The organism is Pseudomonas rossensis (assembly GCF_039888995.1).
Taxonomy (GTDB): domain Bacteria; phylum Pseudomonadota; class Gammaproteobacteria; order Pseudomonadales; family Pseudomonadaceae; genus Aquipseudomonas; species Aquipseudomonas rossensis.
Genome location: NZ_JBBWCB010000006.1, coordinates 46,500 through 67,116 on the forward strand (window position 1 = coordinate 46,500; position 20,617 = coordinate 67,116).

Below are 20,617 nucleotides of genomic sequence, written 5' to 3' on the forward strand. Positions count from 1 at the left end.
ATAAATTCTTGGATTGCCGAGAGGTTGTTCCGGCGGCGTGTAGTTTTACTACAAATCATCGGGCATTTCAGCCTTTCGAATGTATATACGAGTAGTAAAACTACAGATGAGCGGCTTGTGGCCTCCAGCTGCGTTGTGAGAATAATCGTTAAGGTTGGTCTTTTGCCAACCAGAAAAGGTGAAAGCTTGATGCTGTCTGCCAAAAATAAAGAAATTTCAGCTATTTCTAACCTTTGTTCGACAGTCGATCAGGTAGTGCATTCTCGCGAATCACTACATGCAGCCCTCTACACGCCGATCAAGGATAGACCATGAGCCTCCCTTCGCTTGCCGAACTGCCTGGCATCCTCCTGCCGTTTGTCACCCGCGCCGAGCAGTCGTTCCGTACGGCCGTCGCGGTGCTTCCCGACGACCATGGCCTGGCCGGCTGGACGCCTGAACGCTGGGCGCAATTTGCCCGCGTCACCGCTGCCAGCGACTTCGTGATTGAACAGAGTGTGCGCGACCCACTGATGTTGCTGGAGCTGGTGCAGTCCGGTGAGCTGGACCGAAGTTTTGCGCCCGGCGAGCTGTGCGCACAGATTGCGGCAGCGGTGAATGCAGCGGAAACCGACGAAGGGCTCGGTCGCGCCCTGCGTCGTCAACGTACCCGTCATCAAGTGCGGATCATCTGGCGCGACCTGACGCGTCAGTGCGATCTGACCCAGACCTGTCGCGACCTCTCGAACATGGCCGATGCCAGCATCGATCAGGCCTATCAGTGGTTGTACTCACGGCATTGTCAGCAGTTCGGCGTGCCGACCGGTCGGCGCAGCGGTGAGCCGCAGCAAATGGTCATTCTCGGCATGGGCAAGCTCGGCGCGGTGGAGCTCAATCTGTCGTCGGACATCGACCTGATCTTCGCCTACCCCGAGGGCGGCGAAACCGTCGGCGTCAAACGCTCGCTGGATAACCAGGAGTTCTTCATTCGTCTCGGTCAGCGCCTGATCAAGGCCCTGGACCCAATGACCGTCGACGGTTTCGTGTTCCGCGTCGACATGCGCCTGCGGCCTTACGGTTCGGCCGGCGCATTGGTGCTGAGCTTCAACGCGCTGGAGCAGTATTACCAGGATCAGGGCCGTGACTGGGAACGCTACGCGATGATCAAGTCGCGGGTGGTGGCCGGCGATCAAGTGGCCGGCGCGCAATTGCAAGACATGCTGCGGCCGTTCGTTTACCGGCGTTACCTCGACTTCTCGGCGATCGAAGCGCTGCGCACCATGAAGCAGCTGATTCAGCAGGAAGTCCGGCGCAAGGGCATGGCCGACAACATCAAACTCGGCTCCGGTGGCATTCGTGAAGTCGAATTTATCGCCCAGGCATTCCAGCTGATCCACGGCGGCCGCGACCTGAGCTTGCAGCAACGTCCTCTATTAAAAGTACTGAGCACGCTGGAGGGTCAGGGTTACCTGCCGCCGGCGGTGATTAGTGAACTGCGCGAAGGTTACGAATTCCTGCGTTACACCGAGCACGCGATCCAGGCGATCGCCGACCGCCAGACCCAGATGCTCCCGGACGGCGCTCAGGATCAGTCGCGCATCGCCTTTATGTTGGGCTTCGCCGATTGGACCGCTTTCCACGAACAGCTTATGTATTGGCGCGGTCGCGTGGCGTGGCACTTCGGTCAGGTGATTGCCGACCCCGACGAAGAGGAAGGCACCGAAAGCGAAGTGGTGGTCGGCGGCGAATGGCTGCCGTTGTGGGAAGAGGCTCAGGATGAAGAGGCCGCTTGCCGTCAGTTGGAAGAGGGCGGTTTCGCTGATGCCACCAAAGCCCTGAAAGCGTTGGCCGGTTTGCGCAGCAGCCCGCAGTTGCGGGCGATGCAACGCTTGGGGCGTGAGCGCCTTGATGCCTTTATTCCGCGGTTGCTGGCTCAGGCCGTGGAGCACGCCAATCCGGATCTGGTGCTGGAAAGAGTATTGCCGCTGGTGGAAGCCGTGGCCCGTCGTTCCGCGTATCTGGTGTTGCTGACCGAGAATCCCGGCGCGCTGCGACGTTTGTTGACCTTGTGCGCCGCGAGCCCGTGGATCGCCGAACAGATCACCCGCTTCCCGCTGCTGCTCGACGAATTGCTCAACGAAGGTCGGCTGTTCAAACCGCCACTGGCGCCGGAACTGGCCGCCGAGTTGCGCGAGCGTTTGACGCGGATTCCCGAAGACGACCTCGAACAGCAAATGGAAGCCCTGCGGCATTTCAAACTGGCGCACCGCTTGCGGGTCGCGGCTTCGGAAATCGCTGGCAGCCTGCCGTTGATGAAGGTCAGTGATTACCTGACGTGGCTCGCCGAAGCGATCCTGGAACAAGTGCTGGCCCTGGCCTGGCGCCAGACCGTGGCGAAATACGGTACGCCGCTGCGTACCGACGGCACCTTGTGCGATCCCGGCTTCATCATTGTCGGTTACGGGAAAGTCGGCGGTCTGGAACTGGGGCATGGTTCGGACCTGGACCTGGTGTTCATCCACGATGGCGACCCGCAGGCGGAAACCGACGGGCCGAAGCCTATCGACGGCGCGCAATTCTTTACTCGGCTGGGGCAGCGGATCATTCACTTGCTCACGGCCCAGACCAACTCCGGTCAGCTGTATGAAGTGGACATGCGTCTGCGGCCGTCCGGCGCGTCGGGGTTGCTGGTGAGTTCGCTCGGGGCGTTTGCCCGGTATCAGGAAAACGAAGCCTGGACCTGGGAACATCAGGCGTTGGTGCGGGCGCGGGTGTTGGTGGGCAGTCGGGACGTTGGGCAGGCTTTCGAGAAAGTCCGCGCGGCGGTATTGGGCAAGCCGCGGGACCTGGCGACCTTGCGCCAGGAGGTCAGCGAGATGCGCGCCAAAATGCGCGATAACCTTGGCAGCAAGAGCACCGCGGCGGGCACCGGGGCAAATGCCTTCGAGGCCGCGGCGCCATTCGATCTCAAGCAGGACGCCGGAGGTATCGTCGATATTGAATTTATGGTGCAATACGCGGCCCTGGCGTGGTCCGAATCGCACCCGCCATTGCTGCGCTGGACTGACAATATCCGGATTCTGGAAGGGTTGGAGGAGGAAGGGCTGATGCCCGCCGAAGACGCCAGCCTGTTGCGCGAGGCCTATAAAGCCTACCGTTCAGCCGCTCACCGGCAGGCCTTGCAGAAGGACGCCGGGGTGATACCGGGCGACCAGTTCGTGGACGAACGGCGGCAGGTAGTGCGGATCTGGCGCGAGCTGGGGCTAAGCTGAAACGGGATATTTGAAACACCAAATACCCAATGTGGGAGCGAGCTTGCTCGCGATAGCGGCCTGACAGTCACCATCGATGTTGGATGTGATGCCCTCATCGCGAGCAAGCTCGCTCCCACAGTAGATTTGTGGTGTTTGGTAGATTGAAGTAGCTAAGCTGCACCGCACTGGATGTGCACCAATACCCATGTGGGAGCGAGCTTGCTCGCGATAGCGGAGTGACAGTCGACAGCAATGTTGAAGGTGATGACCCATCGCAAGCAGCCTTGCTCCCGCAGTGATTCTCGAGGCGGGGAGGCGTATGCCTCCCCGGCTCGTTTATGGAAACCACATGAAAATTCTGATCGTTGGGCCCAGTTGGGTCGGTGACATGGTGATGGCGCAGACACTGTTTCAGTGTCTCAAGCAACGCCACCCGCAATGCGAAATCGACGTGCTGGCCCCCGAGTGGAGCCGGCCGATTCTTGAGCGCATGCCCGAAGTACGCCAGGCCTTGAGCTTTCCGCTCGGTCACGGTGCTTTGGAGCTGGCGACGCGTCGGCGCATCGGCAAATCTCTGGCCGGCCAGTACGATCAGGCGATCCTGCTGCCCAATTCCCTGAAGTCGGCATTGGTGCCGTTCTTCGCCGGCATCCCGAAACGCACCGGCTGGCGTGGCGAATTCCGCTACGGCCTGCTCAATGACGTGCGCACGCTGGATAAAGAACGTTACCCGCTGATGATCGAGCGCTTCATGGCCCTGGCTTACGAGCCCGGTGCCGAGCTGCCGACACCTTATCCACGGCCGAGCCTGCAGATTGACCCGGTCACTCGCGAAGCGGCAATGGCCAAGTTCGGCCTGGCTCTCGACCGCCCGGTGTTGGCGCTGTGCCCCGGTGCCGAGTTTGGCGAGTCCAAGCGCTGGCCGTCCGAGCACTATGCCAAGGTTGCCGAAGCGAAGATCCGCGAAGGCTGGCAAGTCTGGCTGTTCGGTTCGAAAAACGATCACGCCGTCGGCGAAGACATCCGCTCGCGGCTGATTCCCGGTCTGCGTGAAGAGTCGGTGAACCTCAGCGGCGGCACCTCCCTGGCCGAAGCCATCGACCTGATGTCTTGCGCCGACGCGGTGGTGTCCAACGACTCCGGCCTGATGCACGTCGCCGCTGCGCTGAATCGCCCGTTGGTGGCAGTCTACGGCTCGACGTCGCCGGGTTTCACGCCACCACTGGCCGAGCACGTCGAGATCGTGCGCCTGGGCATCGAATGCAGCCCCTGCTTCGATCGCACGTGCCGTTTCGGTCATTACAACTGCCTGCGCCAGCTCATGCCGCAAGCGGTGAACGAAGCCTTGCAACGTTTGCAGGGCACTGTGGTCGAGGTCAAATAGTTTGCGGGTACTGCTGATCAAGACTTCTTCGCTGGGCGACGTGATTCACGCGTTGCCGGCGCTGACCGACGCGGCACGGGCGATCCCCGGCATCCAGTTCGACTGGGTGGTGGAAGAGGGCTTCGCCGAAATCCCGACCTGGCACCCGGCCGTGGGCAAGGTGATTCCGGTGGCGATCCGTCGCTGGCGCAAAAATATCTGGCAGACCATCAAGAGTGGCGAGTGGAAGCGCTTCAAGCAAAGCGTTCGCGCTAACAAATATGATTTGGTGATCGATGCCCAGGGCCTGCTGAAAAGTGCGTTGCTGACCCGATACGCCAAAGCCCCGGTGGCCGGGCTGGATAAAAACTCGGCCCGCGAGCCGATTGCCGCACGCTTCTATTCCCGGCGTCTGGCCGTGGCCCGTGGGCAACACGCGGTGGAGCGAGTGCGTCAGCTATTTGCCGTGGCCCTGGGTTACGACCTGCCAAAAGGCTTGGGCGATTACGGCCTGAACGTCGAGCGACTGGTGGAATTGCCGCGCAAGAATCCTTACGTGGTGTTCCTGCACGGCACCACGTGGGACACCAAACACTGGCCTGAAGCCTACTGGCGCGAGTTGGCCGAGCGCGTCGGCTATCTCGGTGTCGCGGTGAAGCTGCCGTGGGGTAATCCGATCGAGAAAGCCCGGGCCGAGCGCATCGCCAAAGACATGAGGCACGTCGAAGTGCTGCCCAAGCTGAATCTGGCGGGTGTCGGCAAAGTGCTGGCCGGCGCGCAAGCCTGCGTGGCGGTGGACACCGGTCTCGGTCACCTCGCCGCTGCGCTGGACGTGCCGACGTTGTCGCTGTTCGGCCCGACCAACCCGGGCCTGACCGGTGCCTACGGTAAAGCGCAGATTCACATCGCCAGCGATTTCCCCTGTGCGCCGTGTATGCAAAAGAAATGTACGTATCAACCGACGGCCGAAGATGCCCGTCAGTTTGACCTTAAACGCGAGTGGCCCCTGTGCTTCACGCGTCTGAATCCCGAGCGTGTCGCGACCCGACTGAGCACGTTGTTACTGGCTGAGGAGCTGCGCTGATGCAATTGGCATTCGTCTTGTACAAATACTTTCCATTCGGGGGCTTGCAGCGCGACTTCATGCGCATTGCCCTGGAATGTCAGCAGCGCGGCCATCAGATTCGGGTCTACACGCTGATCTGGGAAGGCGACATTCCACCGGGCTTCGAAGTGTTGGTGGTGCCGGTCAAGGCGTTCTTCAATCATCGACGCAACGAGAAGCTCAGCGAATGGATGGAAGCGGATCTGGCCAAGCGTCCGGTGGACCGTTTGATCGGCTTCAACAAAATGCCCGGGCTGGACGTCTACTACGCCGCCGACGGCTGCTTCGAAGACAAGGCGCAGAACCTGCGTAACTCGCTGTACCGTCGCTGGGGCCGCTACCGGCACTTCGCCGAGTACGAGCGCGCCGTGTTCGCCAAGGATGCCAAGACCGAAGTGCTGATGATTTCCGAAGTCCAGCAGCCGCTGTTCATCAAGCATTACGACACGCCGCTTGAGCGCTTCCATTTGCTGCCGCCGGGTATCTCTCAGGACCGTCGTGCGCCGGCCAATGCCGCCGAGATCCGTGCCGAATTCCGTCGCGAATTCAACCTGAAAGACGATGATCTGCTGCTGGTGCAAATCGGCTCCGGGTTCAAGACCAAAGGCGTGGATCGCAGCCTCAAGGCGCTGGCTGCATTGCCCGCCGATCTGAAGAAACGCACCCGGCTGTTTGTAATTGGCCAGGACGACCCCAAATTGTTCCAGATGCAGAGCGCCACACTGGGGCTCGGCGATAACGTGACGTTCCTCAAGGGCCGCAGCGACATCCCGCGTTTTCTGCTCGGCGCCGATCTGTTGATTCACCCGGCGTACAACGAAAATACCGGGACTGTGTTGCTCGAAGCCCTGGTGGCCGGGTTGCCGGTGCTGGTGAGTGCGGTGTGTGGTTACGCCCATTACATCGCCGAGGCCGACGCCGGTCTGGTGCTGGACGAGCCTTTCGATCAGGTGCAACTGACTCAGTACCTGATCGGCATGTTGAACGACGCTCAAGCACGGGCGGCCTGGAGCCGCAACGGTCTGGCCTTCGCGGAGACGGCCGACCTCTACAGCATGCCGCAGCACGCGGCCGATGTGATTCTGGCGGAGCACGCTTAATGAAGTTGATGCTGGCTGAACCGTTCAAGAGCCTCTGGGCTGGACGCGACCCGTTCGCTGAAGTCGAGGGCCTCCAGGGCGAGGTGTACCGCGAACTGGAAGCGCGCCGGACCCTGCGTACCGTCGTTGACGGCAACGGGTTTTTCGTGAAAATCCACCGTGGCATCGGCTGGGGCGAGATCTTCAAGAACCTGCTCACTGCCAAGTTGCCGGTGCTCGGTGCCGGCCAGGAATGGAAGGCCATCCAGCGCCTGCAAGAAGTCGGCGTGCCGACCATGACCGCCGTGGCTTATGGCGAGAAGGGCAGCAACCCGGCGGACCAGCATTCGTTCATCGTCACCGAAGAGCTGGCGCCCACTGTCAGCCTCGAAGACTTCAGCATCGACTGGGTCAAGCACCCGCCCGAGCCAAGACTCAAGCGCGCGCTGATTGCCGAAGTCGCGCGCATGACCGGCATGATGCACCGCGCCGGGGTCAACCATCGCGACTGCTACATCTGCCACTTTCTGCTGCACACCGACAAACCGGTGACGGCCGACGATTTCAAACTCTCGGTGATCGACCTGCACCGTGCCCAGACCCGTCCGACGATTACCCAACGCTGGCGCAACAAGGACCTGGCGGCGCTGTATTTTTCGGCACTGGACATTGGCCTGACCCGTCGCGACAAATTGCGTTTCCTCAAGGGCTATTTCCAGCGGCCCCTGCGCCAGATCCTGGGCGAGGAAGCCGGGTTGCTCGCCTGGCTCGAAGGCAAGGCCAACAAACTCTACGACCGTAAACAGCGATACGGGGATGCGCTCTGATGGCGGGTTGGACACTGGAGCCTGCGTACAGCGATCTGGCAGAAGATTTCGGCAGTCTTGAGGCTGTGTTTTCGCTTCAGGGCGAGCGCTTGACCCGCGACCCGTTGTCCGAGGTCATTCGCGTCCAGCGCAATGGCGTCAACTATTACGTCAAACGCTACGTAGGTGCCGGCAAAGGTCTGCGCCGTTACCTGGGTAAACCCCGGGTGAAGGCCGAGTGGCAGAACCTCAAGCGCTTCGCCAAGTGGGGCATTCCCACCGCCGAAGTGGTGGCCTGGGGGCTGGAACGTCGCGGCGCGGCGTACGATCGCGGGGCGATGATCACCCGTGAGCTGCCGCATACCGAAGACTTGTCGGCCCTGGCCGAGCGGCATGACCCTAAGCTGGCGGACCGCGCCTGGGTCGACAATGTCAGCCGGCAGCTGGCGGGTTATACCCGGACCATGCACGACCACCGCTTCACCCATAACGATTTGAAGTGGCGCAACCTGCTGATCGACAACGAGCCCCGGCTGTTTTTGATCGACTGCCCCAATGGCGATTTCTGGCGCGGCTTCTGGCTCAAGTACCGGATCACCAAGGACCTGGCGTGCCTGGACAAGGTCGCCAAGTATCACTTGTCGGCTACCCAGCGCCTGCGCTTTTACCTGCAATACCGCCAGTGTGATCGGCTGAATGCCGCCGATAAAAAACGGATCCGGCACGTGATTAGATTTTTCGAGGGACGCGAATGACTGATTTTCTGGCCGCTGAAGACCGTGCGCTGCTTGAGCGTCACGGCCTCGGCACCTTTGACGCACTCTGGGCCAAGCAGCTCGACGCTGTGGACGAGCCCAACACCGCTCGCGGTGGCTGGAGTAGCGTGTTTCGGCTGGACCTGGAAGGTCATGGCTACTACCTCAAACGCCAGAGCAACTACCAGATGCGCACCTTGCATGCGCCTTTTGGCGAGCCGAGCTTTGCCCGTGAATTTCGCAATATCAGTCGCTATGAGCGATTCGGAATTCCAGCGTTGAAAGCGGCGTTTTTCGGTGAGCGCAAAATCGATGGCGAAGTCCGGGCGATTCTGCTGACCCGAGCCCTGGACGGTTGGGATGACCTGGATTCGCTGTTGCGGCGCTGGTCGGACCTGAGTTCGGCGCAGCATTCGGCCATTCTGAAGGCCTGTGGACAACTGGCTCGGCGCCTGCACGGCGCGCGTCAGGTTCACGGTTGCTTCTACCCCAAGCACATTTTTCTCCAGGCCACCGGCGACGGTTACCTGGCCCAACTGATCGACCTGGAAAAGACCCGGCCGTTGCTGTTTGGTCTGCGTGATCGGGCCAAAGACCTGGAGCCGTTGCTGCGTCGGGCGCCTGAGTGGAGCGAAGCGCAGTTGCGCGAGCTGCTGGCCGCCTATCTGGATCAATCGCAAGACAGTTCGCTGATCGACAGCTGGCTGGCGCGACTGACCGCGCGGCGCAGTCATAAGGAGACGCGCTGATGCGTTTGTCCGAATTAAAAAACGCTGGCCGCAGCCCAAGTCTGCCGCTGAACATTCCACTGGCCGATGCCGCCGGCCCTGCCGAGCTGCAGTTGCTGAGTCTGTTGCGGGTGTTGCCGGGGCAGCGTTATGTCGGTGCTGGCGTCTGGCGTGGGCGGCCGGTGCTGGCCAAGTTGCTGGTCGGCAGCAAAGCGGCGCGGCATTTCCAGCGTGAGCTGGACGGCGTGCGGTTGCTGGCGGCTCAGGGGTTGACCACGCCGTTGTTGCTGGCTGATGGCCTGAAGGACGGCGAGGGTGGTTGGCTGCTGTTTGATTTCCTTGAAGGCGCCGACAGCCTTGGGGATGCCTGGAAACAGGTCGAACATTTGCCGATGCTGGCGGATGAGCAATCGGCGGTATTGGCCGATGCGCTGGGTGCGATTGGTCAATTGCACCGCAAGGGCCTGTGGCAGGAAGACCTGCACCTGGACAACCTGCTGCGCCAGGGCGGTCGGCTGTATTTGATCGACGGTGCCGGAATCCGCACGGAGACGCCAGGCCAGCCGCTCTCGCGGCAGAAAGTCCTGGAAAACCTCGGCGTGTTTTTCGCCCAGTTGCCCAAATCGCTGGAGCCCTACACCGAAGAGTTGCTGGTGTATTACCTGTTGAGCAACGGCGAGCATGCCTTACCGATGGAAGCGTTGCAGAAGCAGATCAACAAGGTTCGCACCTGGCGTCTGAAGGACTTCCTGATCAAGGTCGGCCGCGAATGCACGCTGTTCAGTGTCCAGCGCGGAGCGTTCGGCTTACGGGTGATTCGTCGCGAGGAAGAAGCGGCGATGCTGCCGGTGCTGGCGCAGGCCGATGCGTTGCTCGATCAGGGCCATCTGTACAAGACCGGCGGCGCGGCGAGCGTCGGCAAGGTCGAGGTGGCTGGTCGTACGCTGGTGATCAAGCGCTACAACATCAAGGGTTTTGCCCACTGGCTCAAACGCTTCTGGCGTCCGAGCCGTGCCTGGCATTCCTGGCGTGAAGGCAATCGCCTGGCGTTTCTCGGCATCGCCACGCCCAAGCCGTTGGCGTTGCTGGAGAAGCGTTTTCTCTGGTTGCGCAGTCGGGCTTATCTGGTGACCGAGTATTTGCCGGGACCGGACATCATCGAGCGGTTTGCGCCTTATGTTGAAAACGGTGAGGCACCGGAAGCCGAATTGCTGGCGCTGGATCATTTGTTTGCCGAGCTGATTGGCGAGCGGATCAGTCACGGGGATTTCAAGGGGCATAACCTGTTCTGGCAGCACGATCGCTGGGCGCTGATTGATCTGGATTCGATGTGTCAGCATGCCTCGCTCAGCAGCTTCGCCCCGGCTTATGCGCGGGATCGGGCAAGGTTCATGCGTAACTGGCCTGAGAGCAGTGCGCTGTATCGGGTCATTGATCAGCGCGTACCCAAAGATATCTCTAGCGCTGCCTGAATCCCATCGCGAGCAGGCTCGCTCCCGCAGGGGATCTTTGTTGCAGCGAAGAACCACTGTGGGAGCGAGCCTGCTCGCGATGGGGCCAGAACAGCCACTCGAGATTAAGGGACAGATTCTTATGAATTGTCCTACGCGAAACAGGGATGCCGTGAACTGTGCCCTGAATAGCCGCGATGCTAGTTTGCCTGACGTTCACGGAGGGCAGATTTTGACGATGAAAATGACGGTGTTGCTGAGCACTTTTGCACTGGTTTTATCAGGCTGCGGGACCGCTGTTACGGTGCTGCAGGATGACGAGGATGCGGCTCGTAGCCTTAGAAAGCAGAAGACCTACTGTCAATCCATCCCGCGTATCTATAGCGGCCTGGCCTACGACTTTTGCGTATTAAACGCGGCGCCTGATCCCACGGGTATTCTTTTGCCGTTCGTATTGGTGGATTTCACCCTGTCGGGTGTTTTCGACACCGTCCTCCTGCCCTATACGGTTTACCGCCAAGCTATCGACGGCAATATCAGTATTTACTGGAGGTCAGGCCGCGGATGAGCAGTGCCGCCTGCTTTCGCCCGGATCATCTTTACGGGGGCAATATGCGCTGGGTCATTCCCGCCATGTTTACGCTATAATCCCGCCCTTTAGCTGCCACTCGCCCTTTGCGAGGGCACATTAATCTTTGAGGCGCCTTGCGCCTGCATGCAGACTAAAGAGGCTAGACCCCTGTGGCATTGACGATTCTTGGCCTGTCCGGCGCCCTTAGCCATGATCCTTCCGCAGCTTTGTACATCGACGGCAAGCTGGTCGCGGCGGCTGAGGAAGAGCGCTTTGTGCGCGATAAACATGCAAAGAACCGCATGCCTTACGAGTCGGCGAAGTTCTGCCTTGAGCAGGCCGGCATCAAGCCATCCGACGTTGATGTGGTAGCGATTCCGTTCGCGCCGATCAGCCTGTTCGGCAAGGCTCGCTGGCATTACGCCAAGCGTTACTGGTACGCCCCGGACCGCGCGCTCGATGCGATCCTGATGGGTAACCGTCGCTACAAACGCTATCGCAACAAGATTGTCTGGTGCCTCGAGCAATTGGGTTTCGATCCGAAGAAAATCAAGATCGAACCGGTCGAGCATCACCTGGCTCACGCCTCCAGCGCTTACCACTGCTCCGGTTTCAAAGAGAAAACCGCGATCCTCGGGATCGACGGCAAGGGTGAGTACGCCACGACCTTTTTCGGTTACGGCGAAAACGGCAAGATCCACAAGATCAAGGAATTCTTCGATCCGGACTCCCTCGGCGGCCTGTACGGCGCGATCACCGAGTTCCTCGGTTTCGAGATGCTCGACGGTGAGTTCAAGGTCATGGGCATGGCGCCGTATGGCGATGCCAGCAAATACGATTTCTCGCGCCTGGCTTCGTTCGAGAACGGCGAGCTGGTGATCAACACCGACTACGCCAACGTCATCGGCCTGCGTCGTTATAAAGAGAAGGGCAAGGGTTTCTACTTCTCGCCGAAGCTGATCGAGTGGCTGGGTCCGAAGCGCGAAGGCGACATCGCCGACGAGCCGTACATCCACTACGCCGCGAGCATGCAAGCGCTGTTCGAAAAAATCTCGCTGCAGATGATCGACCACTACCTGGGCGACGTACTCAAGGAAACCGGCAAGCTGGCCTTCGCCGGTGGCTGTGCGTTGAACGTCAAGCTGAACCAGAAAATCATTGCTCGCGATGACGTCAAAGAGCTGTTCGTGCAGCCTGCGTCCGGCGATGCCGGCACCGCGGTCGGCGCGGCGGCCTATGTGTCCCACGCCCGTGGTGTGCCGGTCGAGAAGATGGAACACGTCTACCTCGGTCCGTCGTACACCAACGAAGACGTCCTCGCTGCATGCGCCCGTCACCCGAGCAAGCCGGTATGGCGCAAGCTTGAGAACATGCCGGAAAACATCGCCAAAATCATGGTCGATGGCAACCCGGTGGCCTGGTTCCAGGGCCGCATGGAATTCGGTCCGCGCGCCTTGGGCGGTCGTTCGATCATTGGTTGCCCGAGTGCGACGGGCGTGGCTGACCGCATCAACCACCAGATCAAGTTCCGCGAGCGCTGGAGGCCTTTCTGCCCGTCGATGCTCGACACCGTTGCACCGCAGATGATCAAGATCGATCACCCGGCGCCGTTCATGACCTTCACCTTCGAAGTGGCGGAAGAGTGGAAGACCCGCGTGCCTGAAGTCGTCCATGAAGACGGTACGTCCCGGGCCCAGGTGCTCAAGCGCGAATACAACCCGCGCTACTACGACATGATGAAGGCGCTGGAAGTGCTGACCGGCAATGGTGTGTCGCTGAACACCTCGCTCAACCGTCGTGGCGAACCGATGATCTGCTCGCCGACGGATGCCCTGAACATGTTCTTCGGTTCCGATCTACAGTATCTGATCATGGAAGACATCCTGGTGGTCAAAGAGGGCGCGGACGCATATGACACGCTCGGCTGAACGCCATGTGCTGCAGTTCTGTCACGGCTATGACGGGCCGTTTCTGGACTGCGCCCGGCAGTACGCCAGCCTGTTCGCGGGGACCGGTTATCGAGTGACCACGGTGTTTTTGACCGGGGCTGCCGATGCCGAAGTCGCCGCGGGCTGTGCTTCCGATGAAGTGCTGTTCATGGAATACAGCTCCAAGGCCATTCGTGGCCTGAAGCTGGGCGCCATCGGCGATCTGCGCAAGATCGCCGCCTCGCGAAATTTCAGTTTTTGCATCGCCCACCGTTTCAAGCCTATTTATATCGCCTTGCTCGGCACGTCGTTGCCGGTGATTGGCGTGCATCACGCGTTTGACGATTACAAGCGCGGCACACGCAAACTCTTCGCGAATATTTTCCGCAAGCGCCTGAGCCTGCTCGGGGTTTCCGATGCCGTGCGCGACGACATGCGCCATTGCCTGCCGAAGTGGCCGGCGGCGCGGATTCAGACGCTCTATAACCGTATCGATGTGCAGACCTTGCAGGACAGCCAGGTGTCGGTTCGCGAGGCCCGGGAAACCCTCGGCCTGGCGCCGGATGCCTGGGTTGTCGGCAATGTCGGACGGCTGCATCCGGACAAGGATCAGACCACGCTGCTGCACGGTTTTGCCGCGGCATTGCCGGGTTTGCCGGCCAGCAGCCAACTGGTGATGCTCGGTGCCGGTCGACTGGAACAGGACCTCAAGGCCCTGGCCCGTGAGTTGGGTATCGGCGACCGCGTGCTGTTCCTCGGTCAGGTGCCTGAAGCCCGACGATATTTCCGTGCCTTCGATGTGTTTGCCCTGAGTTCCGATCACGAACCGTTCGGCATGGTGCTGCTGGAGGCCATGGCTGCCGGTGTGCCCTTGCTCGCCACGGCGTGTGGCGGGGCGAAGGAAGTGGTCGAGGGCGTCGGTATTCTGTTCCCGCTGGGCGATGCCGAACACTTGGCTCAAGGGCTGCAACATCTGGCCGCGATGGACGAGCAGCAACGTCACCAGTGCGCCGAGCTGATGCTCGATCGCTTGCGTGAGCGCTTCTCCGACCGCGCGGTGCGCGATGCTTTCTGGCGTTTGCCGCACGTCACCGAACTGGCACCGAGGGGCTGATGCTCAACCGATTTCAAGGCTGGCGCGAACGTGGCTGGGCGGTAGTCGACGCCTCGACATATGCTGAAGCCTGGCAACGATATGGCGGCAGCGTCGCCACTCATCCCATGGTGGTCGAGCGGCTGGCGCAGTTGGCCGACATTCCTGTGCGCTACCTGGCCTGGGAGCAAAACGGTGAAGTCAAAGCGGCGATCCCGACCTGGGGCCGCGACCTTGCCTTGTCCAAGGATGTGCTCAAGCGCTGCGGTAAAAAAGGTCTGTTCGACCTCGGTAATGCCGAGTTCATCCTGCCGGCCGCTGCCGATGCACAAGCGCCGTTGCGTCATCGTGGACGCTACCTGTCGGTGCTGAATGAAGGCCGCTTCACCGGCATCAAGTTGCAGGCTGAACAGCTGGCGATGGCCCGCACTCCCGAAGAACTGTCGAAGAAGTTTCGCTACAACCAGCGCCGTGAATTGCGATTGCTGGAAGAAGCGGGCGGAGTGGTTCGGCCGGTCGCGGAGTTTTCCAGCAGTGAACTGGCGGCGATCTATTGCGACCTGTTCCAGCGTCGCTGGGGCTTCCCGGCGACGGGGGCCGAGCGCATGGCTGAGGTCATCGAGTTGCTGCGTGATTTGCTGATCGGCTCGGTGATTTTTCTCAACGATGCGCCGATAGCGATTCAACTGGTCTACCGTGTCGAGACACCGCAGTGGATCAGCGTCGAGTACATCAATGGCGGCGTCGATCCCGAAACCCGAGAATTCAGTCCGGGCAGCGTGCTGAGTTTTCTCAATACGCAAAGCGCCTGGGAGCATGCCCGGGCGTTGGACAAACCGTTGCGGTTTTCTTTCGGTCGCGCCGACCGTGAGTACAAGGATCGCTGGTGCAATCCTGTGCCGGTGTTCACCGTATGAGCCAGCCCATGAACCGCAAACAGCAATTGCTCAAGCGCCATCGACGCAACAAACGCATTGGTCTGCTCATCGCGCTGGTGCTATTGATTGCCATGGGTGTGCTGGTGACCTGGTGGCTGCCGTTGGTGCTCGCGGTTCTGGGCTGGATTTCCCACGAGGCATGGTTTGCCGACCATTTGTTTTATTCGCCCAAAGACGATTATCAGTACAGCTTTCCACCGTACACCCAGCAGCCCAAGGTTCACCTTGACGGTGAGCGTTTGCGCCTGGACGAAGGTGTCATGCTGGTCGACGACGCCACTCTGGTCTTGGCGCTGCGGATAAAAAGCACTTGGCTGGGACGCTTTATCGATCCCGTGGTCGAGTTGTCGGGGGGGGATAACCCGGACCGACAAACCTTCGAGCGTGGTGTGAACGGCCTGCGTTACCTCAACCTCAGTGGTCAGGCGCGGGTTCTGTCGCAAGGTGAGTTACGCCTGCGCGGGCGTTTCTGCCGACTGCTGGGTGAGCCGGTGCTCAGGGCGTTCGAGCATCCGGATTACAGCCGTCAGCGGGTGATGGTGATCGCGCCCCACGCCGACGATGCCGAGTTGGCCGCCTTCGGGTTGTACAGCAGCGCCAGTCAAAGTTGGATCGTGACCTTGACCGCCGGTGAAATCGAGGCCGGGCACTATCAGCAGATGGGGCTCAATGGCGTCGAAGCGTCCCGGTTGAAAGGCTCGCTTCGCGCCTGGGACAGTCTCAGCGTGCCGCTGTGGGGCGGTGTACCTCAGGAACGCTGCATTCAGTTGGGGTATTTCTGTCTGCAATTGCCCGCCATGCAAAGCACGCCGACCGAGGCCGTGGTGTCCCGTGAGGCACAACTTGGTGATACCCGATATTTTCGACGGTTCAATCCGTTTGCCCTGGGCAGTGACGCCGATGGCATACCGTCCTGGGACAATCTGCTGGCCGACCTGAGTGAGTTGATCGAGCGTATCCAGCCTCAGGTCATCGTTTTGCCACATCCGCGTTTCGACCCGCACCCAGACCATCTATGCTCACAGCAGGCGGTGATGCAGGCACTGAACGGTACAGCCTGGCAGCCCGAAACCTTATTGCATTACGCCAATCATCTACACGACAACGATCGCTGGCCCATGGGTGATGCCGGGACCGGTGTGACACTGCCGCCACAGATCAATAATCACGAACCGTTGCGGCCCTGGGCGCTTTGTCTGTCGGCCGAAAAGCAGTGGCACAAGGCTATGTCGTTGGGCATGATGCACGACCTTCAGCCCCGACTTCCCCTCAAGCGTCTACTTCGCCGGGCGATCCAACGTTGTCTGGCGGCCCGACACTGGCCGGCTTTCGGCGAAAACGAGTTCTTCCGTAAAGCGGTGCGACGCCACGAATTATTCTGGGTCCAAGAGCTGTCTGGAAAGAGAGAGACCAATTGAAAGTTCTGTTTCTGGTGCAGAAAGAACAGCGAGCGATCCTCGATCGACTGTATGACGGTATCGCCGAGCACTGCGACTGCGACAAGCGCGAGCTGACCAGCGCGGAGCAGGACGACTTGCGTGGATATTTTCGCAAGCATGTCGATGTGACCCGCTACGACCGGATTGTTTTTTTCCTGCGTTTCAAAAAAGAAATCAGACAGGTGAGGTTCATCCAGACCCTGCCCAATCTGGTTATTCTGGAACACGATGCGTACCAGAATTACATCCCGTGCAAGTACACCGGCAAGTTCAGCGCCCATTACCGCAAGCTGCCTTGGGCGCGGGTGATCAGCTCGGGTTTCATGGTCAGCCAGCGTTTGCGTGAGGAAGGTTTCGATGCGGTGTTCGTTCCCAAGGGATACGACCAGTCGCTGCTGCAAGATCAAGGTCGTGAGCGAGATATCGAACTGGCATTTGTAGGCAGTACCAACAGCGTCGCCTATAGCGGCCGCAAAGCACTGCTCGATGAGTTGGCGCGCGTCGAACCTCTGGTGGTGACGCGCACCAAGTCGGGTGAGGAATACTGCGATACGCTTAACCGTATTCGCTACTTCGTCAGCGCCGACGTCGGTATGGGCGAATTCATGATCAAGAATTTCGAGGCCATGGCGTGTGGTTGTGTGCTGCTGGCTTATGATCAGGGCGCGGCTGAAAGCAGCGCGCTGGGTTTGCACGATTTGCACAACGTTGTTTTCTATCAAAGTATCCCGCAGCTTCAGGAAAAACTCGCGAGGCTACGGGCTGACCCGGAGCTGGCGCAGCGTATCGCTCGCAATGGTCGTGAACTGGTGGTTGGCCAGTTCAGCTTTGCGCGTATCGGGAAGCGTATCGTCGAGGAGCTCGAACCAGCATTGCGTCCTCACGCGCCGTTGAGTCTGCTGGAAAAAGTGCGTCTGAAGCTGGGCGTTTGACAGGGTTTCTGTGGCGCTGGAAGGAGATGTCGTTCGGCATGCCGGTTTTGGCCCCCACGTACAGCTGTCGATTGAGCATCAGCGCAAGGCGCGCGTTCGTCGCGAACACATCAAGTTTGCATTGTCTCTAAGGCCGGGAGTCTGCATTGGCTGTTTTATCAATTAAGTACGCCGCAGCGTACCTGCATAGTTCCATGCGTTGGCTTGTTGCCTTATGAGTATCCTTAACGTTATGTGGTCCGGCGGTGCGCCGTTTGCATCGATTCACAAGGTTCATCAGCAAATACTGTCGCAGGCCGGCCCTACCGCATCGGTCAAGACCTGGTTGCTTCAGGGCAGCGCGTCAGGGTCTGGAGTGAATGTTGGCGAAACCCGGGAATGGAAACTGTCCTCCGCCCGTTTGAAAGGGCGGCATTTCTGGCGGCTGATGAAGCCCTGGATGCAGGCCTCTTTCAAGAGAGCCCTCAAGCAGAGTGGGGCACACCTTTTGCTGCTCGATGGCTTGGGGGTAGCTCGCACACTTTTACCCCTTCTCAAAACATTGCCAACCATCCACGCGGTGGTGATTGTTCATGGTTCCACGCGAGTTCGTGCCGGAGATCGAGCCCTCTTCCACCAGATCTCGACGTCCCAGCTGACATTGGTCGCAGTGTCGAACACCTTGGCGGCCTCGCTGGGCCGAGACCTTCAAATGCCGGTCATGACACTGCGTAGTGCGTTCGACCCCGCCGCGTTTCGCTCCTCGGTACTCTCTCGCGAGGAGGCCCGCGCCCGGTTGGGGTTGCCCCTGGATGACACGCCTGTGCTCGGTGCGGTGGGGCGATTGGTGGAGAATAAGGGGTTTGCCTGTCTGATCGAGGCCTATGCCTCTGCATTGAAGCAGCGGCCCGATCTGCGATTGGTGATTATCGGTGAAGGGCCTTCCAGAGAAGCGTTGCAAGCACGCATTGATCACCTGGGGTTGCGCGCGAGTGTCTCCTTGCCCGGCCATCTGAATGATGCCGCGCGGCTTTACAGGGCCTTCGACTGGGTCGCTATCCCTTCACTGGACGAGGGCCTGGGGCTGATTATGCAAGAGGCGGTGATGGCGGGTGTCCCCGTAATTTCCAGCGAATTGCCAGTGTTTCGCGAGCAGTTGGCCGACACGGGTTGGTATGCCCCCGTAGAGGATGTCAGTGCCTGGAGCGATATTATTGTGCGAGCGTCCAGCGCTTCTGCGAAAGAAATCGCGGCAGGCCAATATCAGGAGCTGGCCCCTGACCAGGCCTGGCTGAACTTCAGTCAGACGGCCCGTGCATTGCTTTCATGATGCCAGAACAGCTTGCTCGAGTGCCTGCATTGGAAAGCTGTCGTTCAGGTTCTCTCGCGCAATGTAGCGGGCGAAATGCTGCAGGTTGCGCTTGATCAGATGCCTGGGCAGTGGCGCCCGCAAGAAACGCATATCCGCCACATCGATCAGGCCCATCCGGTTGTCCGGCGTGACCACGATGTTGCCCAGGTGCAGTGAGCGAAAGTAGATCCCCGACATATGAAGGCTACGTATCAGCCCCGCCAGAGCCGGCAGTGTCTGCTGCCAGTTGAACCCTTCCTTGTTGGCGATCTGGCGCAGGGTTTCTCCTGGCAGGGGCTGGTAAAGCACCGCCGTCATGCCTGGGGTTTGCAGCCGATAGAACTGCAGGACCTGAAGGGTGGGTACGCCAAGCTTGTGCAGTTGGGCGGCATTGTCGATGAAGCGTTTCGAGTACGGACGAAACATCGCGGAAGATAAAATACGCTTGCGACGAAACAGTTTCAGGATATTCCCATCCTGCAACAGGTAAACTTTCGGGCCGTAGCTGTCGGCCTCCAGTACTCTGGCGGCTTCAATCATTTGATTTAAAGCGTCTTGCGGAAGCCGGGAGCATTGCATCATAGAAAGCCTTGTTGGAATTGCGCGGGCACTGTGGCGGGCAATGATGCCGAAAAGTTTCAGTTTTAACCATGCCGGGTTAGGTAGGGTGGGTTGTCTAAGGAGCAATTTGATGCAAGAAACACGTTGGGCGCAAGTATGGATGACGTCAGGTCTGTTGTGGTTTCTGCTGGCTATCGCCGTTGCGCCTACCAACAAACTTTATCAGCAAGGGTTGGTCGCACTGCTATGGCTGCCGGCCATGGTGTTCAGCTGGCCAGCGCGGGCCCGGATCAGAGAACTCCTATATGAGCAGCGCTGGGTCTACCTGCCGATGCTCGGTCTGCTGGTCTGGTCATTGATTAGTCTCTCTTGGACGAACGTTGAGGAGTCGAGTCGCGAAGTCAAGCGGTTGTTGTACATCGGCGTATTCCTGCTTTTTTTTCCGGTTTTTGCCAATACCCGGCCCGACCGAATCATTCGTATCATGCAATGGGGCGGTATTGGGCTGGCGTTGACTGCGTTGGTTGCCACCGTCAAATTTTATGGGGTCGATGGCAACGTCTGGTACGCGCGCGTTGAAGGTTTGGGTGAGTTGTCTCACCCGATTCTGGGTGGCTACGTTATTGGATTGGCGGCCGTGTGGCTTGTTCATTGGGTACCGCGCGCGCGCTGGATGCAAGCGGTCTGGGTCGTAGCGCTGGGTTTCCTTGGCATGTTTGTCGTGCTTAGCCAGAGTCGTGGTGCTGCCTTGGCGTTGTTCCTGACGTTGCTCGTCATGCCGATCTGGTGCCGCGATCGACGCAGTCGCGTCGTTGCGGTATCTGCGTTGACAGTGGCGATGTTGGCTTTCTGGTTCTTCGAGCCTTTGGTTATGGCTCGCGGTGTTTCCTATCGTCCGCAAATCCTGATGGCAAGCTTGCAAATGATTGCCGAGCACCCATGGCGCGGTCTGGGCCTTGGCGGCAACTATAAAGTGCTCGTCGACGGCTTGTCCTTTGACCACGCCCATAACCTCTTCACTCATGTCGCCATCGAACTGGGTCTGCCGGGGCTGTTGTTGTGGTGCGCGGTATGGCTTGCAGTTTTACGGGAGGCCTGGAAAGCCCGGGAAACGCTATATGGTCAAGGCGTCATTGGCATATGGGTATTTTCATCCCTGGCCATGCAATTCGATGCGGCCAGCCTGGCTGGAACGCCAAGGGCCGAGTGGTTCATCAGTTGGTTACCCGTTGGCCTGGCCAGTGTGTTGGTATGGGCGCGGGTCAATTCCGACGTTTGTGATAAAATTTCGCGTTCTTCCTAACG

General features: G+C 59.8%; 17 protein-coding genes. 16 read left to right on the forward strand and 1 reads right to left on the reverse strand.

The window, feature by feature from the left end:
* Window positions 1-311: 311 nt before the first annotated feature.
* The 15 genes from glnE (at window position 312) to WLY71_RS03580 (ending at window position 18,730) form a co-directional block, all read left to right on the forward strand.
* Entirely contained in the window at window positions 312-3,251 is a 2,940-nt protein-coding gene (gene glnE / locus WLY71_RS03510) for a bifunctional [glutamate--ammonia ligase]-adenylyl-L-tyrosine phosphorylase/[glutamate--ammonia-ligase] adenylyltransferase (protein ID WP_347802522.1), read from the forward strand.
* A gap of 331 nt (window positions 3,252-3,582) precedes the next feature.
* The gene (gene waaF, locus WLY71_RS03515) at window positions 3,583-4,617 is read left to right on the forward strand and encodes a lipopolysaccharide heptosyltransferase II (RefSeq protein WP_129439087.1); all 1,035 of its coding nucleotides are present in this window, start codon (window positions 3,583-3,585) and stop codon (window positions 4,615-4,617) included.
* A gap of 1 nt (window position 4,618) precedes the next feature.
* Entirely contained in the window at window positions 4,619-5,680 is a 1,062-nt protein-coding gene (gene rfaC / locus WLY71_RS03520; protein ID WP_140677125.1) for a lipopolysaccharide heptosyltransferase RfaC, read from the forward strand.
* Window positions 5,680-6,801 (forward strand): glycosyltransferase family 4 protein, encoded by a 1,122-nt coding sequence (locus WLY71_RS03525; protein ID WP_347802523.1) that lies wholly within the window; start codon window positions 5,680-5,682, stop codon window positions 6,799-6,801. Before rfaC ends, WLY71_RS03525 begins: the two co-directional genes overlap by 1 nt.
* Window positions 6,801-7,607 carry a lipopolysaccharide core heptose(I) kinase RfaP gene (gene rfaP / locus WLY71_RS03530; protein WP_347802524.1) on the forward strand — a complete coding sequence of 269 codons (807 nt, stop codon included), beginning with the start codon at window positions 6,801-6,803 and terminating at the stop codon, window positions 7,605-7,607. The genes WLY71_RS03525 and rfaP overlap by 1 nt, the downstream gene beginning before the upstream one ends.
* Window positions 7,607-8,341 (forward strand): lipopolysaccharide kinase InaA family protein, encoded by a 735-nt coding sequence (locus tag WLY71_RS03535; protein ID WP_347802525.1) that lies wholly within the window; start codon window positions 7,607-7,609, stop codon window positions 8,339-8,341. Before rfaP ends, WLY71_RS03535 begins: the two co-directional genes overlap by 1 nt.
* Window positions 8,338-9,090: a lipopolysaccharide kinase InaA family protein gene (locus WLY71_RS03540; protein WP_347802526.1), complete on the forward strand. Its 753-nt coding sequence runs from the start codon at window positions 8,338-8,340 to the stop codon at window positions 9,088-9,090. The genes WLY71_RS03535 and WLY71_RS03540 overlap by 4 nt, the downstream gene beginning before the upstream one ends.
* A complete protein-coding gene (locus tag WLY71_RS03545; protein WP_347802527.1) occupies window positions 9,090-10,541 on the forward strand; it encodes a lipopolysaccharide kinase InaA family protein in 1,452 nt (483 codons plus the stop codon). The genes WLY71_RS03540 and WLY71_RS03545 overlap by 1 nt, the downstream gene beginning before the upstream one ends.
* 211 nt (window positions 10,542-10,752) lie before the next feature.
* Window positions 10,753-11,088, forward strand: coding sequence for a YceK/YidQ family lipoprotein (locus WLY71_RS03550; protein WP_347802528.1), 336 nt, complete (start codon window positions 10,753-10,755; stop codon window positions 11,086-11,088).
* 173 nt (window positions 11,089-11,261) lie between these two features.
* Window positions 11,262-13,019, forward strand: coding sequence for a carbamoyltransferase family protein (locus WLY71_RS03555; protein WP_008146248.1), 1,758 nt, complete (start codon window positions 11,262-11,264; stop codon window positions 13,017-13,019).
* Window positions 13,003-14,133 (forward strand): glycosyltransferase, encoded by a 1,131-nt coding sequence (locus WLY71_RS03560; protein WP_347802529.1) that lies wholly within the window; start codon window positions 13,003-13,005, stop codon window positions 14,131-14,133. Before WLY71_RS03555 ends, WLY71_RS03560 begins: the two co-directional genes overlap by 17 nt.
* A complete protein-coding gene (locus WLY71_RS03565) occupies window positions 14,133-15,029 on the forward strand; it encodes an antimicrobial resistance protein Mig-14 (RefSeq protein WP_347802530.1) in 897 nt (298 codons plus the stop codon). Before WLY71_RS03560 ends, WLY71_RS03565 begins: the two co-directional genes overlap by 1 nt.
* Before the next feature lie 8 nt (window positions 15,030-15,037).
* Window positions 15,038-16,468: a PIG-L deacetylase family protein gene (locus WLY71_RS03570; RefSeq protein WP_347802531.1), complete on the forward strand. Its 1,431-nt coding sequence runs from the start codon at window positions 15,038-15,040 to the stop codon at window positions 16,466-16,468.
* Window positions 16,465-17,421, forward strand: a complete 957-nt coding sequence (locus WLY71_RS03575) for a glycosyltransferase family protein (protein ID WP_347802532.1) — start codon at window positions 16,465-16,467, stop codon at window positions 17,419-17,421. The genes WLY71_RS03570 and WLY71_RS03575 overlap by 4 nt, the downstream gene beginning before the upstream one ends.
* A 214-nt stretch (window positions 17,422-17,635) precedes the next feature.
* The gene (locus tag WLY71_RS03580; RefSeq protein WP_347802533.1) at window positions 17,636-18,730 is read left to right on the forward strand and encodes a glycosyltransferase; all 1,095 of its coding nucleotides are present in this window, start codon (window positions 17,636-17,638) and stop codon (window positions 18,728-18,730) included.
* Here WLY71_RS03580 and WLY71_RS03585 read toward each other — a convergent pair.
* Entirely contained in the window at window positions 18,725-19,291 is a 567-nt protein-coding gene (locus tag WLY71_RS03585) for a BUD32 family EKC/KEOPS complex subunit (protein WP_347802534.1), read from the reverse strand. The two genes, WLY71_RS03580 and WLY71_RS03585, sit on opposite strands and share 6 nt — an antisense overlap.
* A gap of 151 nt (window positions 19,292-19,442) precedes the next feature.
* On the opposite strand from WLY71_RS03585, the gene WLY71_RS03590 reads away from it, so the two are divergent.
* A complete protein-coding gene (locus WLY71_RS03590) occupies window positions 19,443-20,615 on the forward strand; it encodes an O-antigen ligase family protein (RefSeq protein ID WP_347802535.1) in 1,173 nt (390 codons plus the stop codon).
* Window positions 20,616-20,617 lie beyond the last annotated feature (2 nt).